This is a genomic window from Candidatus Saccharimonadales bacterium (genome assembly GCA_035945435.1).
Classification (GTDB): Bacteria; Patescibacteriota; Saccharimonadia; order Saccharimonadales; family DASZAF01; genus DASZAF01.
On record DASZAF010000014.1, the window covers coordinates 1 to 16,934 of the forward strand.

At 48.8% G+C, this 16,934-nt stretch carries 17 protein-coding genes; 5 read left to right on the plus strand and 12 right to left on the minus strand.

Annotated features, from left to right (window positions below; all coding sequences use genetic code 11):
* The 5 genes from pheT to VGS28_01460 all read right to left on the minus strand — a co-directional run.
* The coding region (gene pheT / locus VGS28_01440) for a phenylalanine--tRNA ligase subunit beta (GenBank protein ID HEV2412451.1) at positions 1-2,501 on the minus strand (2,501 nt) is incomplete at its 3' end.
* Between the two features lie 17 nt (positions 2,502-2,518).
* Positions 2,519-3,574: a phenylalanine--tRNA ligase subunit alpha gene (locus VGS28_01445; protein HEV2412452.1), complete on the minus strand. Its 1,056-nt coding sequence runs from the start codon at positions 3,572-3,574 to the stop codon at positions 2,519-2,521.
* Between the two features lie 42 nt (positions 3,575-3,616).
* A complete protein-coding gene (locus VGS28_01450) occupies positions 3,617-3,910 on the minus strand; it encodes a hypothetical protein (GenBank protein HEV2412453.1) in 294 nt (97 codons plus the stop codon).
* A 38-nt stretch (positions 3,911-3,948) separates the two neighbouring features.
* Positions 3,949-4,566, minus strand: a complete 618-nt coding sequence (locus tag VGS28_01455; GenBank protein ID HEV2412454.1) for a hypothetical protein — start codon at positions 4,564-4,566, stop codon at positions 3,949-3,951.
* A 45-nt stretch (positions 4,567-4,611) separates the two neighbouring features.
* Positions 4,612-5,178: a YdcF family protein gene (locus VGS28_01460; GenBank protein HEV2412455.1), complete on the minus strand. Its 567-nt coding sequence runs from the start codon at positions 5,176-5,178 to the stop codon at positions 4,612-4,614.
* Positions 5,179-5,342: 164 nt separating this feature from the next.
* Between VGS28_01460 and VGS28_01465 the strand changes: the two genes are divergently transcribed.
* Positions 5,343-5,849: a YajQ family cyclic di-GMP-binding protein gene (locus VGS28_01465; GenBank protein HEV2412456.1), complete on the plus strand. Its 507-nt coding sequence runs from the start codon at positions 5,343-5,345 to the stop codon at positions 5,847-5,849.
* On the plus strand, positions 5,846-7,189 hold the full coding sequence (locus VGS28_01470) for a trehalase family glycosidase (protein ID HEV2412457.1): 1,344 nt from the start codon (positions 5,846-5,848) through the stop codon (positions 7,187-7,189). Before VGS28_01465 ends, VGS28_01470 begins: the two co-directional genes overlap by 4 nt.
* A gap of 11 nt (positions 7,190-7,200) precedes the next feature.
* On the opposite strand, the gene VGS28_01475 is transcribed toward VGS28_01470, so the two are convergent.
* The 6 genes from VGS28_01475 to VGS28_01500 all read right to left on the minus strand — a co-directional run bounded on the left by VGS28_01475 (position 7,201) and on the right by VGS28_01500 (position 12,368).
* The gene (locus tag VGS28_01475; protein HEV2412458.1) at positions 7,201-7,542 is read right to left on the minus strand and encodes a hypothetical protein; all 342 of its coding nucleotides are present in this window, start codon (positions 7,540-7,542) and stop codon (positions 7,201-7,203) included.
* A gap of 131 nt (positions 7,543-7,673) precedes the next feature.
* The gene (locus tag VGS28_01480; protein ID HEV2412459.1) at positions 7,674-7,928 is read right to left on the minus strand and encodes a PQ-loop domain-containing transporter; all 255 of its coding nucleotides are present in this window, start codon (positions 7,926-7,928) and stop codon (positions 7,674-7,676) included.
* Between the two features lie 107 nt (positions 7,929-8,035).
* Positions 8,036-8,956 carry a hypothetical protein gene (locus VGS28_01485; GenBank protein HEV2412460.1) on the minus strand — a complete coding sequence of 307 codons (921 nt, stop codon included), beginning with the start codon at positions 8,954-8,956 and terminating at the stop codon, positions 8,036-8,038.
* Positions 8,957-8,993: 37 nt separating this feature from the next.
* On the minus strand, positions 8,994-10,484 hold the full coding sequence (locus tag VGS28_01490; protein ID HEV2412461.1) for a ricin-type beta-trefoil lectin domain protein: 1,491 nt from the start codon (positions 10,482-10,484) through the stop codon (positions 8,994-8,996).
* Positions 10,485-10,610: 126 nt separating this feature from the next.
* The gene (gene rmuC, locus VGS28_01495) at positions 10,611-11,822 is read right to left on the minus strand and encodes a DNA recombination protein RmuC (protein HEV2412462.1); all 1,212 of its coding nucleotides are present in this window, start codon (positions 11,820-11,822) and stop codon (positions 10,611-10,613) included.
* Positions 11,823-11,849: 27 nt separating this feature from the next.
* A complete protein-coding gene (locus tag VGS28_01500) occupies positions 11,850-12,368 on the minus strand; it encodes a phosphatase PAP2 family protein (GenBank protein ID HEV2412463.1) in 519 nt (172 codons plus the stop codon).
* A 63-nt stretch (positions 12,369-12,431) separates the two neighbouring features.
* Here VGS28_01500 and VGS28_01505 point away from each other — a divergent pair, with 63 nt between their 5' ends.
* From VGS28_01505 to VGS28_01515, 3 genes are read left to right on the plus strand one after another with little or no spacing between them, the layout of a single operon-like run.
* Positions 12,432-13,370, plus strand: a complete 939-nt coding sequence (locus VGS28_01505; protein HEV2412464.1) for an alpha/beta fold hydrolase — start codon at positions 12,432-12,434, stop codon at positions 13,368-13,370.
* A 22-nt stretch (positions 13,371-13,392) separates the two neighbouring features.
* Complete coding sequence (locus VGS28_01510; GenBank protein HEV2412465.1) at positions 13,393-14,547, plus strand: glycosyltransferase family 4 protein; 1,155 nt, start codon at positions 13,393-13,395, stop codon at positions 14,545-14,547.
* On the plus strand, positions 14,522-15,661 hold the full coding sequence (locus tag VGS28_01515; GenBank protein HEV2412466.1) for a glycosyltransferase family 4 protein: 1,140 nt from the start codon (positions 14,522-14,524) through the stop codon (positions 15,659-15,661). Before VGS28_01510 ends, VGS28_01515 begins: the two co-directional genes overlap by 26 nt.
* A gap of 2 nt (positions 15,662-15,663) precedes the next feature.
* Here VGS28_01515 and VGS28_01520 read toward each other — a convergent pair whose 3' ends face one another.
* Positions 15,664-16,854, minus strand: a complete 1,191-nt coding sequence (locus tag VGS28_01520) for an FAD-dependent oxidoreductase (protein HEV2412467.1) — start codon at positions 16,852-16,854, stop codon at positions 15,664-15,666.
* Between the last annotated feature and the right edge of the window lie 80 nt (positions 16,855-16,934).

Genomic DNA, 16,934 nt, shown 5'->3' on the forward strand with positions numbered 1-16,934 from the left:
TCAAGAAGCTCGTTTATCTCCACTGTCTTGAGGGTTCGTTCATAGTGTTGGATGACTAAACGGAATGTTATCTGTTTATTAGAAGGCTCGGCTTGACGCTGATAGATGTCGACGGGCGTAACATGAAAGATGAAATCGCGCGGCTTGAAGAACTCCAGGACTACCTTTAGAAGCTGTCCGTATTCGGTCTCAGTTTTAACCTTAAAGCAGATATCTTGCTCTGTTGGTGGAAACTTAGAAAGGACTTGGTAGTTGTTAACTTGTCGCTGGGCGGCCATAGCGGCCTTCAGGTTGATCTCAAAGCCGGCCGTGTGTTGCGGCAGCTTGAGAGCCTGCCTAACAGATGTCTTAAACTCACCCAACACGCCCAGTAGCTGTTCGCTGTCATCATCAATATAGACAAGGACACTCCTCCTTGACTCATAGGGCTGCATAATCGGCACGTGAGGCATCTCTTCCGTTATTGGAACGAACTTGAGTGATAGACCAATATCTTTTGCCAAAACGGTCAGGTACTTACGAGCCTGGTAGAATGCTGCTCCGGAAGTCTTGACCTTATCTGCTGCTGCGTAGACACCGCCAAGTAGCTCAAACTCTTGAGGTAAGTTATCTTCGCCGTCGTCCTTATGGAGAAGTGTGTGGCCCTTGCCCATCTCAAATAAGACAAATTGGCTATAACCTGAGCGTAGGTTGGGAGCCACCTTTTCGAGCAAACTTGGCATCAAGCTCATACGATAATACTGTAGGTCTGGGCTTAAAGCGTTACTCAACTGAAAAGCCAGTTTGCGATCTTGCCCGACTTTATCAAGCAGGTTACCGTGAACAAATGAGTAAGTTAAGACTTCGTTAGCACCAGCCTTACTGAGTGATCTACGGATGGCAGATCGTAGATCAAAGAACTGATTACGTCGGGCGGGAGTAAGGTCACGTGTCGGCAATACTAGTGGGAAGTTGTCATAACCATACAGCCGGCCAACTTCTTCGACCAGGTCTTCAGGTATCTCTATATCGGTTCGCCAGAATGGGGCAGTCACTTGGATCCAGTCATTCGCAACAGTCACGTCAAATTCAACGTTTCTAAGCAGAGTAGCCATCTCGCTTGCTGCAAGACTAGAGCCAAGCCGCTCATTGATAAACTGTGCGTCAATGCGTATAGGCTCGTGGAGGCTGTGACGCTCTAGGGTGCCGTCCAATAGATGGATGTCATCGATTGTTCTGCTCGCCACCTTACCACTAGCGTAATGGGTGATCTCCTCGGTAATCTTATTAACAACTGCTAGGTTCTGGAGAGGTGATTGACCTTTGGTAAAACGCGTCACGGCGTCGGTAAAGATGCCATGTGTCATGGCAGTCCTGCGCATAGCGTACATGTCCCAAGTAGCCGCCTCTATAATCAAATTGGTTGTAGTTTCACTGACTTCTGTCTCGCCACCACCCATGGCACCACCGAGACAGATAAGCTGCTTGTTAGTTGCGACCATCATAGCCCCAGCCCATGGCTCAATTGTCTTGCCATTAAGAAGGGTGATTTTCTCACCTTCTCTTGGGTGACGCACGACTAACGCAGCCTTGCCGTTCTCTGACAACGCCGCCACTTTGTCGTAGTCATACGCATGGATCGGCTGACCCGTGAGAACCATATAGAGATTAGTCAGGTCAACGACATTGTTAATTGGGCGAATATCAACCTTGGCGAGCTCTATCTGTAACCAAAGAGGACTAGGTCCAACTTTGACGTCGCGCACCGTCAGAGCCGTGAAGCGCGGGACAAGTTCAGGCAGCTGATTGTCGAATCCTAAGCTTAATTCGTCGCCATCAGGAGAGAGCGTCCCCAGTTCAGGCTTATACCATTCAGGGCTCTTGTACACCTCGTGCTTGATACCGGCAAGTTCTCGGGCGACCCCAAGATAACCGAAGCAGTCTGGTCGATGAGTGAACATCTTATTCTCGATATCGATAACCAGATCATCCTTCAGATTGTAGTAGTCAGCAAAGAGAACGCCTGGCTCAACCTCGTCTTTGATTTCGAGAATACCTTCGTGGTAGTCACCGAGTGCGAGTTCCCGAGGGCTGGCCATCATTCCGTTACTGGCACGCCCTCGTATCTCCTTCTTCTCAATGACAAATGGCTCGTTGCTATCGACAGATTCCGGGACAACATGCCCGGGCGGTATCCAGACTGCAAGCATGCCCTCACGAACATTCGGAGCTCCGCAGACGATCTGTACATAACCATCTGAGTCACGCTCAACTCCGTCAACCTGCTTATCGTCGTCAACGAGACAGAGGTGGAGTTTATCGGCATTCGGGTGATCTTCGCAGCGTATGACTCTGACGATTCGTAGCCCTACATAGCGTTTACCGAGATCAATTGTCTCTTCAATGGCGCCCAGTTGTTTGTTAATCCTATCAATGAGCGCGTCAACGCCATCGGCTGTCGGATCACCGGCGCTATGGTAAGTCCGGTTAAGATATTTGATAGTATTTAGGCTAACTTTCATTGCTTGGTTGTCCCAAATTATGCAAACTGCCTTAAGAAGTCGAGCTTCGCTGATTCAAAGTAACGTATATCTTCGATGCCATATTTGATCATGACTGGTCGTTCGATGCCACCACCCCACGCGAATCCCGTGTAAATCGTTGGATCAATCCCGGCTTCCTTGAGAACGTTGGGGTGGATCATGCCACAACCAAGCAACTCGATCCAACCGGTGTGGCTACAGACTGGGCAACCTCGTTGCTCACAGAAGATACACTCTGCCGCAAACTCAAAACTGGGTTCGGTAAATGGGAAGTAGAATGGCTGTGTCTTTATCTTAAGATCACGTTGATAGTAGGCTTGCATGAATTCCTTGAGCGTTGCGATGAGCATGTTGGCACCTATCCCTTTGCCTACATAGACGCCCTCGAGCTGATAAAAAGTGTGTTCATGACGCGGATCCAGGTCCTCGTTTCGGAAGACTCGACCGGGAATGACGACAGCGATCGAACCCCCTTTATCCAGGTTCTCTCTATACCGCTTCAGGATGCGGTTCTGCATCGTACTGGTGTGGGCAGGGGCAATCAACTGCCTGCCTGATGTGTCCGTCTGCACAGTAACGAAAGTGTCATAGTCGTCACGCGCGGGATGACCCTCGGGGAAGTTAAGGCTGCCAAACATATGATAATCATCATCAATTTCTGGTGATTCGACGACCATAAAGCCCATCCGATAGAAGATGTCTAGAATATATTCAAGTTCACTCATGAGAGGGTGTCTACTGCCTTCTTCGCTATCCAGAAGCCTAGGATGTTCGTCGGTTGGCGTATTAATATCAAATGGCGCGGTGACATCAATTGGGGTCTGTGACGTAGCCAGCACACCTTCAGCGTTGGCCAAACCTTCAAGCTCAGCCTTGAGCTGATTTATTTGGCGCCCCAGTTCAGCCCTCTGGTCTGGCTCGCTCTTGCCTACCTCTGCATAAAGTGACCTGAGCTCGGGTGCCCTCATTACATCTGACCTATTGTCAGAACTGGCCAGACGGTCTCGTAGTAGCTTGGCTACCTCGGCAACGCGAGGATCTGAATATTCCATACTTGTCATCATTATAACAAGTTTACAGAATAGACCAACAGATTAGAATGGGCCCGCGATAGAAAGGTAGGGCTTAGGATCCCCTGCATAACCAGGATGTTCGAGGAGACGTGCTCGTACATGCTCGATACCAGCCGAGAGTGGATCACGTGAATCTCCTAGCCCCAGGGCAGTGCCGATACGCCCAAGCTGCCGCTCACTGTAGAGACTCCCGAGGCCATCTTCGTCGAATTCGATGCCATTGACGCCACGTCGCACATCAACTGGTACCCACTCACCCAGTGGTGCACCGTCCGGATATTCTGTGGGGTCTAAAGTAAGAGTTCTGTACGGCATTTACCATATTATAACATCGTTATAGTATGTTCGCTACTTCAGCCACGAGCAAGTGAGAGTGGCATAGGCAATTGATCATCCGGGTTGGCATCATTATGTTCTCCGATCAATTCAGCAACACGCGCAACAGTTAATGGCCATTCCGGATGGTCGACATCGGCTATGTTATCAATATCTTCAGGTGTAAGCTCTCGAGGATGGGCAAGAACTGCGAGAAATCCAAGTCTAGAAAGCGGACGCTCTTCGCTGTATTCTGCATGAACAAAATGCTGCGTAAGATAGTTCGGGTTATGACCATTGCCCTCTCTGAAAAATGCCATAACAAAAGCTAGCGATCGCGCCACTGCACCAAGTTGCTTATGTGCATCGACCATATCCATGTGATGCTGAACAACTGAAGGCGCAAGATCACCTAGACCAACTTGCCCGAGCATGAAAGCAAATGCCGAGGAGTCTCTAAAATAGATTCTATTACCCCAAACTTCAACTCCAAGTGGCGAAACAAACCTTCTAAACCCTTTTGGGTCCACGGCATCATCAGCTGTAAGAACGGCATCAGTGTCGCTTTCCTGACCGATAAGTGGCGCAGCCCTCAAAGCCTGTTCTAAGTTTGCACGATGCATGAATGTCATGGGGTCTAAAATGACCTGTTTCAAACAAGTTGTCAACTTACAGGTAAAGTCACGTAGTCAAAAGCTACATCAACCCCTACTTCTAAGCGTAATCTGTCTAAGGAGCATTCCTCGTCTGTCGATTGTCTGCAATAAGATATACCTGGCAGCCTCTTTAACGAATTCTAAAGTGGTGCGCGGTGATCGGTGCTCGTTAAGGAGGCTCGCGTAGTGGCCGTCTCTTCTAATGATCTCTTGTGAGGTCATAACACCCTCAACTGGTATTCCGTACCTCACGTAGAGAACTGCCGCATTTACGGCATGGAGACCAACACTCAATAGTCCAATATGACTGTATCTCTTGAGTAGTGGTAGACAATTCTCGGCGTTCTGAGCGGTGTCCATTGACTCCTCCTCAGTTATGATGTCGTTTCCATCGATCCCCGAGAACTCTTTCATCAGATAGTCTCTCCCGGCGGACGCTTCTGACGGAAGATCGGGGCCCGCAGTCTTGCCACCACTAAGAAGTAGCTTGAGACCAGGTCGGGACTGTGCAACTATGGCTGCGGCTGTGAGGTTGAGGATGCTATCAGGACCCAAATGATTCGGCGCCTGACGTATCCTGCGTCGTGATGAGCCAATGCCGATGTTCTTCATGAGCACAACGAGTATATCCATGTTCTCAGGTAAATTGCCTCGTTTCGTCGCTAAGCCCATACAGGCTTTGATATCACTCGCATTTCCGTCAGTCAAGCTCAGACTGGCCTACGCATCTTATGAATCTATTGCCCATTTGTAAGCCGTGCGGATAGAATGATGGTATGGCTAAAGACTCCACCTTTGACATCGTTTCGGACTTTGACCTATCTGAGATGCACAACGCCATCGACCAGTCCAAAAGAGAGATAGCCAACCGATACGATTTTAAAGGGACAGCCGCAGAGTTAACATTCGACCCAAAGGGTCACGGCAGTGGCAGTCTCGTAATCATGGGTGATAACGACTTCCATATTGAGAGCATCTTAGACATCGTTCGAAAGAAACTGGCCAGTCGCGGTATCTCACAGAAGACACTTGATACGTCATTGCCAGAGACGACGGCAAATATGGTCGTTCGTAAGGAAGTTTATCTTAGGAAAGGTCTTGACCAAGAGAAAGCCAAGCAGATCACCAACCTAATTAGGCAGCAGTTCCCGAAGATCAAAGCTCAAATACAGGGGGACACCGTACGAGTCAGTAGCCAGAGTAAAGACGAGCTTCAACGCTTGATGCAAACACTGCGCGACACTTCTTTGGAATTTCCGATTAACTTTGTGAACTATCGATGAAAGACGGCGACCTACTCGGCCAGGCAAAAGCAGTCCTCGAGCGTAATGACAACGGCAACTGGACTCAAGCGGCCCTTGATATGTACCCCAACCAGTGGTTCTGGGACTCTTGCTTCATAGCCATCGGCCTCTCGCATTACAAGCCCGAACGGGCCATCCGAGAGTTAAGATCTATCTGTGCTGGGCAGTGGGATAACGGGATGATCCCAAACGAAGTCTTCCATCACGATCACCAGTCAGGTTCTCGTCTGTGGCGCAGCGAAGTATCACCACAGGCACCACCAACCATTAAGACCAGTGGCATCACCCAGCCGCCACTTCTTGCAGAAGCGGTCTGGCGTATCGGCGAGAGACTAACTGCACCGAAGCGCAACAAGCTCTTTGAAGAGTTCTATCCGAAGCTGGTGGCATATCACACGTGGCTTTATACCGAGCGCAACCCACACCATGAGGGCTTAGTTGTTCTCCTCCATCCATGGGAGACCGGGACCGATGACACACCCCCTTGGATAACTGAACTCCATACACACTGGACTCCGTTCTGGATAAGTCTGATCGGGGCAGTTCACGCTGATAAGCTGATTGATCTCATCAGGCAGGATCTCCAGAGTGCTTCTATTGAACAACGGATGTCTACCATGGACGCTCTGCGCCTCTACAATATCGTCGTTCGTATGAGGCGAAAGAAATACCAGACTAACCTGATCCTCAAGCATGGCTTGTTTGCTATCGAAGACCTCTTTTTTAACTCGATCTTGATACGCAACAATCAAATCCTTGAAGAGATAGCTAAGACGATCCGAAGACAACTGCCACGCGAGCTGCACGTCCAGATGACTAGAGCTGCTCTTGCACTTGACGACCTATGGGACGAGCAAAGTGAGCAGTACTACTCCCAAAACTTTGTGACCGATGAAAAACTGAGGGTTCCAACTATTGCTGCCCTTATGCCGCTATACAGCCGCGCGATCACACATGAGCGAGCCAAGAAGCTCGTTCACTTACTCAAGAACAGAAAAGAGTTCTGGACCACCTATCCAGTTCCGAGTGTCCCGCTCAGCTCAACTCATTTTAGAGAGATTCACTATTGGTCGGGACCGGTTTGGTTGAATACAAACTGGCTGCTTGCGGATGGGTTGCGCCATTACGGATACGATGACATTGCACAGAGTATAACCACATCGTCGCTAGCACTGGTAGAGAAATCTGGCTTTCGCGAATACTTTTCGCCGTTAGACGGCAGTGGAGCTGGAGCTACCAACTTTTCTTGGACGGCAGCGTTAATTATAGATATGCTGGCCCATAATGAGCCAGCAGCGGTGCTGGAAGCAAAAAAATAGAGCTGCTTGCTCTAGTTTGCTGAACGTGAGTGGCGACGGCCAATCATCAAAAGGAACGAACCGAATAGAATAGATGCCACGCCAGCCGAGGCTAACACTTTCGTACCTGGCTCGTGCATGACGTTTGGGTCTTGGCGAACGATGAAAGCCAGCAGCAGGCCTACTAAGCCGCCGATGATAAATACTGCGCCCCATGTCTTGGAGATTGACATCTCTGTTGGAAGTGACTGTCTGACCGGGTGAGCTGAAGCAACTGGCGATGACGGTTTGCCCTGAAGTCTTTTATCTAAATCGCGTACTAAATTCTTATGCATCTGAGATTGTTGCTGGTCCTGTTTCAAATAGAGCCCCATGGCGAATTTATGTATCCTTATTCAATTAGTTGTTGCGATGATCAGTTTCAGGAGTGAATAACGTACACATAACATGCTTCGTTATTCGGTTCCATATCTAGTGTAGCATACCAATCTAGTGGGCCAGTGTTTTAGCTCAAATATGAATATTTAAAGATACCGATTACGATGCTGAGCTCTATCAGGAAGTAAAGAATCGAAGTTATAAGAAGTGGCTTGGAGTCTTTGCGAATGGCGTAAACAAGCCAGACAACGTTATCAATCAGAAAAAAGCCCCATGTATAGATAGAGACATTCTGACTGCTGTGATTTACGTAGATTGTGTATGCCTGCGGAATTTCAAAAAGTGGTGTTGCCACCGAGAAGAGCCATATAAAAAAGTCCATCGGCTTTACAGACGGTCGATAGGAATGATGTTTGGGATGTCGCTTGTTTGGCATTTCTGTTTCAGTAGAGTCGTCTACGCAAAGTGTAAGCGATATCTTGGGGCGGGTCAATCGGGGTCATCTTGATGCCCACGCTTGGCGTTAGGATCATTCACGGTCGCAAGGTCAACGTGATCGATCGGTCTAATACGTGCGAGCAAATGGCTGAGATCAGTTAAACGGACGATCGCGTCATCATCATACTCATCATATAAGACGTCTACGGGCCGTTCATCATCCGAAACAAGGACGCCGTTTTCATGATGCTGTATTTGGAGAGTCATCCAATAGAATTCACGCTGGCCGGCAATTCGCACGTTAACGGACGGACGAACAATATCGAATATACGTGGTTTTCGGGGATCGGGAGTCTTAGTTGTCCACGAGCCGAATGCCTTAATATCGTAACCGGTCTGTGTCGCCTGCATCCCGATGAATCTAAAGTCGAGGTCATCGACCCAAAAGATACCCTCGTCACTGTCTATCGCACCGAGGCTAGCTCCAGCAAGGCTTCTTAGGAGGACGACCGGCTCTTGCTGAAGCTTGATCCAGGATGCCGTTTCCTCATTAGGCTGAAGATATGTCTCTTCAAGCCAATCTAGTTGCCCTTCAACTCGGTCGAGTATCTCCGCATCGCTATAACTCAGGTCAGTGCCGTGCGCATCTACAGATAGTCCGTGGCCAACGGTACGGCTGATTCTCCACATAGTGTTGTCACCATCGGCGAACTCAATCTCATACCACTCGTTATGTTCGCCCTGATCATCAAATCCGTAAATCCGAGCGCTAACTGTGTCGCATGGTATCGGCATTCCTAACGGAGTAAAACTGTACCGACCCTCGCGAAGTGGTTCATCGTCGTAGTAGTCTGGGCGAGGAACAACTGCCAGTCGTCTGACGATGCTGTCGAAACGGTCTGTAATGACTGTCTCACGTCTTTCTGGGTCGGGTAGCCACACTAAAGCTTCGTGGTCGGCATCTGCCGTCATGGCCCAAGTATTGCCTAGTAGACAATGATGTCAAGCGCTAAGGCGCCAACCAGTCCTGACCAGGCCTTCCTGAACAGGCCTCAATAACAAGCTGCTGACCGTTAGATGACCCGTCATTTAGATCATCGAGGCACTTCTGCGCGGCCACACTTACTATCTCACCACTCGGTGTCTCACCCCACTGCTGGTTCTTACTGCCATTACAGCTCCAAAGCTGGATTTTGTTGCCATCTGTGGCCTGACCCCTAGTGTCATCAAGACACTTGCCCATGGCTGTCAGGGTTTCGCTCGTACTGTAGTTAAAGGTCCACTGTTGGGCATTGGTCTGGTTACAGGTCCAGATATCTATCTTATTTCCGTTCCTCGTACTGCTATGGTAGTCATCCAAACATTTATTGCCGTTCGTAGATGTCCCAGCTTGCGTTTGCACGAGAGTGACGGGTCCTGTCTGTTCAACGGGGAGATCTAAGAACTGAGCATATGGATATGTCGTACTGCTCGTGCCATTAACGTTATAGGAGACAAGAACATCACCGTTTGGCGCAACCTGCTCGGGGTGGACAGCCACACCATAGGTCGTCGAACCTGAGGGACTTGAAATAGGCCACGTCCCATTGACTGTCCATGTGCCAGTAACGTTTGTTGCACTCAAGCGTTCGACGCTCGAACCACCATAGGCATCTCCTTGCTTGGTGAATAAAGCCCACCCAGTACTTGTCTGAATGAGTCCAAGAGTTGTGCCAACGTTAGCTGTAGCCGGTATGACGTTGTTATAGATCTGCCACATATTATTCCTGGCAAGATCACCAAACGGGACGAAAGCCACGTCACCAACCTTACAGTTGACAATGTAACATGACACCTGGTGCGTCCCTGTTACCCAGAATCCATTGTTGGTTCTGGCAACACCACCCCAGACAGTCGCCCCAGTAGAACCACCTGGCATCGCCATAACACCCTCATATGCAAGCGTTGACGCGTTAAACTCGGCCATGTACGGAGCAATGACCTTAAAGCCGCTAGACGACTCGTTGACACGTTCACCCATAATATAAAGCGTATTGCCATCAACGACAGGTATATTCATCCAGAAAACCGTCCCATCCGACCAGTTGGGGACTTGTTGCCATCCATGCCCGTATGGGCCAGGTACAGCGGTCAGCGTCAAACTGTTCGGCTTCTGAGTAAGAAAAGCGTCGTGTGGGAAACCTGCTGGTTGCCCATCTATCATGTTGGTGTCGCCAAAGATCCAGAGGATATTCTTATTCGGCAGTTGGACTGATTCAGTAACGTCTGAGTGAATAGTACCGTCAAAAGCAGCGTTGAATTGAGCCGGGGTGAAAAGTGGAGGCGCCTGGGCATACGAGTACGAGTAAAACGCCGAGGCTAAGATCAATGCGGTGCAAAGGCTGATAAAGATTGCTCTGGCGGTTGGCTTTAGCTTCGCCCAAGTGCTCTTAGTGCTACTCACACGTGAAGTTGAACGCTTACGCGTCGCGGTATTCTTCCTTTTTGTTTTAGTTGCCATTGTCAAGATCATTATAGACTGCTGTCTAAAAATATGTAAATAGACTTGAAAAAGCTAACGTTTTATGCTAGACTTACTAGTACTGATCGTTCTCTATGGGTATCCGACTGAAACACGGATATCCTTTTACTTTTCTAAGAGGTTCGTCTGACTCTTACCAGGTTCTAGAATCTGGACCTTGTCCAATTGCCGCCCGATCGTCCGTGTCTTTGTCGAAGCTTCGTCGATCGTTTTGGTGGCCTGCTCTAATTTCTGCTTGGTCTTCTCGAGCATATCTCCGAACTTTCCAAACTCCGTCTTGACACTGCCGAGCACTGCCCAGATCTCACTAGTGCGCTTTTCGATTGCAAGTGTTCTGAAGCCGACCTGAAAAGCGTTAAGCATAGCAGCAACACTCTGTGGGCCCGCCACGACGACTTTGTATTGACTCTGGATGGAATCAGTCAGCCCTGGGCGCTGAACGACTTCCGCGTAAAGTCCTTCGATCGGAATATAGAGTAAGGCAAAGTCAGTTGTGTGAGGCGGACTGATATATTTATCGTTGATAGTCTTAGCTTCCTGTTTGATGCGTGCCTCGATATTTTTGCTGCTTGTCTTAATGGCTTCGATATCACCTGCCTCTTGAGCTTCAACCAACCGGTGATAGTCCTCGAGCGGGAACTTTGCGTCAATAGGTAGCCAGACGACAGTGTTGTCGGCGTCTTTGGAAGGAATCTTAATAGCAAACTCAACTCGCTCACTACTTCGTGGGACGACCGCAACATTCTTCTCATACTGTTCTTTAACGAGGATCTGTGAAAGAAGATTATCTAACTGGATCTCTCCCCAAGTCCCGCGCGTCTTAACGTTAGCAAGCACCTTCTTAAGATCGCCGACTCCGCTAGCCAGATGCTGCATCTCACCCAATCCTTTGTAGACCTGTTCCAGCTGTTGGCTGACATGTTTGAAAGATTCACCAAGGCGTTTCTCCAGGGTAGACTGAAGTTTTTCATCAACCGTCTGGCGCATCTTTTCAAGCTGGGTGGTATTATCGAGTTGAATGCGGGTTAGCTTCTTTTCAACAACGTCAACTAACCTAGCGATCTCTTTAGCCTGGTTGGCAGCAACGCCCGCCAGTCTTCTGTCGAGAGAGTCGCTGTTATCCTTTAGGCTGGTCGACACTTCGCGGCGATTAAGCTGCATCTCTTCCTTGAGAAGACGGCTGAAACGCTCCTGACTTTTTTCCAGCAGTTTATCAACATCTGCGACCTCACCACTAGAGCCCCAGACCTTTTTCATCATAACGACCAAGAGCACGAAATCGACTATCGATAGAATCGCTACAATAGCAGGTATCATAATCTTAGTATACCGTGCTTTGAGGTGTTATTTTCTGACGGGTATCTTGCGATCTAACCACGTGCCAGTAGTCTTACTCAGTTGCTTCAAAAAGTCGGGCAATGGAACCCAGAACCAGATGGCGACGGCCACAATCGACATCAGCACACCACCAATGATATCTGTTAGGAAGTGAACATGCGCTAAGATGCGAGCCCACGCAACAACCGCGTCTGTAGCCACGAGAACGATGAAGTACCACCAATTCTTAGTAGCCAGGTAGACGACCAGGGCAGCCGCAGTAATCAGAAGTGCATGTAGCGACGGGAAAGAGTTGTTGTGCGGATTGATAGCAAGGGCCTGTACGTGGCTTAGAACGTATGGTCTGGCGTGATGGTACAGCTTCATGCCGATAGCCGCAAAAACAACCGCAGTAATTCCCGCACAGACAGTTCTAACGATATACTCCCCGCGTCGCACCTTCAATTCGAGCATTATGTACGCTGCCCAGAGAAGCGGAAAGATAAAGAAGTAATTTGCGAAAAAACTTATTAAGTCTTTATGCATAACCAAGCTCATTCTAGACCATATAACGCAATTCACCAATTATTATGTACAATTGGGACAACTATGGATCTTCCATACACAATCCCAGAGGACGCAATACGCCCCTTGAGCATCTATGGCCTTAAAGGACGTGTTCTGGAGCTTGGCGACGATAATGATCGGCGCACGCCCATTCTATTTGTCTACGGTCTTCATACGAGTCTGGAGAGAATCTACACGATCGCGCAGGCACTCGCTAAGTTTGGCCCACTGTCAGCGCCAGACCTGCCAGGTTTCGGAGGGATGGAGAGTTTACACAGAGTTAATGAAGAGCCGACTATCGACAACTTTGCCGACTTTCTGGCAGCGTTCGTTGAGCAGAGATATCCAGATAAAAACCAGAAGATTATTTGCGTCGGTTTCTCGCTAGGTTTCCCTCTACTGACTCGTATGATCCAGCGTCATCCACACCTTGCCAGCAGAGTAAAGCTGATGGTTAGCTTAGCCGGTTTCACCAGCGTCAAAGACTGTAGCTTTAACCCACCTACGATGTTGGCCTTGAGAGTCAGTTCGAAAATACTATCCTGGCAGCTCTTTGCCTGGGTTTTCAGGTGGGTCTTCTTGCAAAAGATAGTTATCTCCTCGATCTATGGAGCACAAGCCCGTAACCATCCTAAGATGAAGGGGTTAAACCGTGAGACGAGAAAGCAGATGATTAACTTTGAGGTGCATCTCTGGCACGTCAACGACGTCAGCACCTATTTCTCAATTGTGCACCAGATGGCACATCTAGATCTAACGAAAAAACGCATAGATCTCCCCGTTCACCATATTGCTGTTAAGCAGGATCAGTATTTTAACAACACGGTTGTTCGCCGCAACATGCGTAAGATCTTTACCGAGGTGACAGTCCACTACGCCGACCTACCCAATCACGCCCCCACCATTATCGAGGATGTTGAGGGAGCATCCCAGTTTCTGCCTGGTAGCATCAGAACTGTCTTGAAAAAGGCTAGTGTATAATCTCTAGTTAAAGGTTTAGCCTATGAAAATCGGCTTGGTTAGTCCGTACAACATCTTTAGACCAGGCGGCGTGCAAACGCTCATCTTTGCTCACTATGACGAACTGAAGAAGCGTGGTCATGAAGTTAAGATCATTGCGCCACGTCCACGTGTCCGCTCAATCGAGCACAATAAGACTGATGTTATCTTGGTGGCTGAAGCTACTCCGGTCAACACACCTCTTCATACAATGGTCGACCTGACACTCCAAGTCGATAGAGAAGAGTTGCAGAGAATGCTCAATAAGGAGAAGTTCGACATACTCCACGTTCACGAGCCATGGGTACCGCGACTGCCAATGCAGCTGCTCGAACTCTCTAAAGCAAAGAATATAGCCACCTTCCACGCCAAACTACCAGAGAGCCCGTTCAATAAGTCATTCGAAAAAGCCATCAGCCCGTATACGAAGCAGGTCTTTAAGCACCTGGATTATCTGACGGCTGCCTCTAATGCTGCCGCCGAGCACGTTCGATCGCTTGGTGATGGCGTCAACGTCGAAGTGATCCCATGTGGTATCGACCTTAAGCTTTATGATCCAAAGAAAGTCAAATCAATTCCTAAGTACCAAGATGATATTAAGACAATCCTCTATCTCGGCAGGCTTGAAAAACGCAAAGGAACAATCTATTTGATCAAGGCGTATGAGCAACTTATTAAAGAGCACGATGATGTGCGTCTTTTGATCGCAAGTGACGGTCACAAACGCGAGATGCTTGAGAACTATGTCCAAACCCACGAGATACCAAGAGTCGAGTTCCTTGGCTTTGTCAGCAACGTCGAGAAACGTCGGCTCTTGAAGAGCTCGGATCTTTACTGTTCGCCTGCCCTTTACGGTGAGGGATTTGGCGTCGTCTTACTAGAAAGCATGGCCATGGATGTTGTTACAGTCTGCGGTGATAACAGCGGATACTCAGCTGTCATGACAGGCAAAGGTAACCTGTCTCTTGTCGATCCTCGTTCGACAAACGAGTTTGCACGGCGATTGGAGCTAATGCTATATGATGAAGATGTTCGAACCATGTGGCGCAAGTGGGCCGCAGACGAAATCAAACAGTACGACTATCAAAATATCGTTGATCGCTACGAAAAAATATACGAGAGGCTTTTAACACATGACAAGGTCCGAACGACAGCTTAAAGTCGGCTTTGTCTTCGACGATACGCTGGACAACCCCGATGGTGTGCAGCAGTATATGCTGACGCTCGGACAATGGCTTGAAGACAACGATCACGAAGTCCGCTACTTAGTAGGTGAAACGCATTCACGCATTCACGATCCTACAGTTTACTCACTTTCAAAGAACGTAAAGGTTAGGTTTAACCATAACCGAATGTCGGTCCCGCTAGTTGCTAATAAAAAGTTCATCACGAGCGTTCTCGATAAAGAACAGTTTGATGCGTTACACGTGCAGCTGCCCTGCAGCCCGCTTCTTTCTGGTCGCATCGTTGCTATGGCAGACCCAGCTACATCAATCGTTGGGACTTTCCACGTCGTCGGCAGCACCCGCCTTGAAGAAGTTGGCGCTAAGCTACTCTCCAAACTACAGACAAAGATGTTCGAAAGGATTGACCACTTGGTTAGTGTATCCAAAGCTGCAGACGCATTCGCTAGTCGCAACTTTGGCGTAAAGACACAGGTTATCCCGCTGCCAATCGATTACAAACGATTTAGTGCCGCCAAGAAGATGCCATACTTGATGGACGGTAAGACAAACATCATCTTTCTCGGTAGGCTTGTTGAACGTAAAGGCGTTAAGTATCTTATTGAGGCTACAAAGCGACTTAATGAACGTAATAAAACAGAGAATCTCCGGGTAATCATCTGTGGTGGTGGTCCGCTCGAGAGCGAGTTACGGGAGATGGTCCGCAGGTATCACCTCACGCATCTGATCCAATTTGTCGGATATGTTAGTGAGGAGGATAAGATGAGCTACCTGGCAAGCTCGCATCTGACCATCTACCCGTCAGTTAGTGGTGAGAGCTTTGGGATCGTCATTCTTGAAGCCATGGCTGCCGGGTCGGGTGTCGTCATGGGAGGAGACAACCAAGGCTATAGAACCGTGCTAGGCCCACAAGCCAACCACGTTCTCTTTAACCCCCGAAATAGCGTTGAATTCGCCGATAAGATAGAGATCCTGCTTAGCACGCCAGAACTGCGCGCTAAGATTCACAAGTGGCAAGAGTCAGAGGTCCTCAAGTACGATGTCAACCGTGTTGGCAAAGAGCTACTGGAACTCTATATACGTAAATAAGTTTACAGACCAGACTTACAGATTGGGCAATTCTCTTCGCTTTCCATTCCCTTGAACCAGATCTTGACCGCAGTCGGCCATGGCATGATGTCCATATAACCTTTTAGGTCGGCTGCAAGCCTGAGGAGAGCACCTAGCAAGCCACCGAAGGTAATTCCACGCCATTCAACAAGAGCCCAGCTCTCACCCTCTGGGAGAACAACAATGGTTTTCTTCGGCTTATAAACCCTAGGCTTCCGGCCATTGGCGAGTCGCTTGAGATTCTTGGACAGGTAGGCCGCATCACGAACGGCAGTCAGAGCGAGGCCGCTATACTTAGTTTCAGCATTATCACCAATAACATAAAGCGAGTCGTCAACTTGCATATAAGCATTAACGGCCACTCGACCGTGAGGACCAAACGTAAACTGACTCTTGTTTGCCTCAAAGAACGGATTATTCGTGACTCCAGCAGTCCAGATAACAGTATGGGTAGCCAATGACCGACCGTTAACCATCAGTTTGTCATGAGTCTCGCCGCCGACTTTGCTACCCGTCATGATCTTGACGCCGAGGTGTTTTAAGCGGTTCTGTGAGAGAAATGCCGCCCTATCAGACATTCGACCAAGAATCCGGGGTGCTGCTTCGACAAGCTCAAGTGTGATCTTGTCAGAACGGGCCTTATGGTTACGAGCCACTTTCTTAAGATATGATCGCAAAACTGCAGCTAGCTCAACGCCCGTAGCTCCTGCTCCGACAATGACATAGTTCTTGTCAGGCCTGCTCTCGTCGATAAATTCTTCATGCAGATCACGCCGAAGTTGTCTCAGCCCTTCGAACGTCTTAATATTGTGCGAATACTTCTCAAGACCGGGTATACCAAAATAGCTTGTCACAACCCCGATAGCCAGAACGCAGATATCATACTTAAACACCTGCCTGTCTTTGGCGGTGAGTTCTTTCTTCGACCGGTCAATTGACTTAACGCTAGCTTGAACGAATTTGATCTGGGGATCGTCAGCCAAGAGCATGTCGAGCGGGATACACGATTCGAGGTTACTATGTCCAGTTGCCGATCGATAGAGAGTCGGGTAGTATCTGAAGTTTGTCTCGTCTGAGATAAGAGTGATCCTGTAGAGGTCTGAGTGCGCCAGGTCGCGGGCTAGCTTGATGCCTGCGAAACCACCGCCGACAATGAGAAGATGTTTTTTCATGACTTCACGTTACCACTCAAAGCATAAGCACCGCAAGGATCGAATCATAAGCGTGTTTGATCGTCGATTCGTTTCTGAGT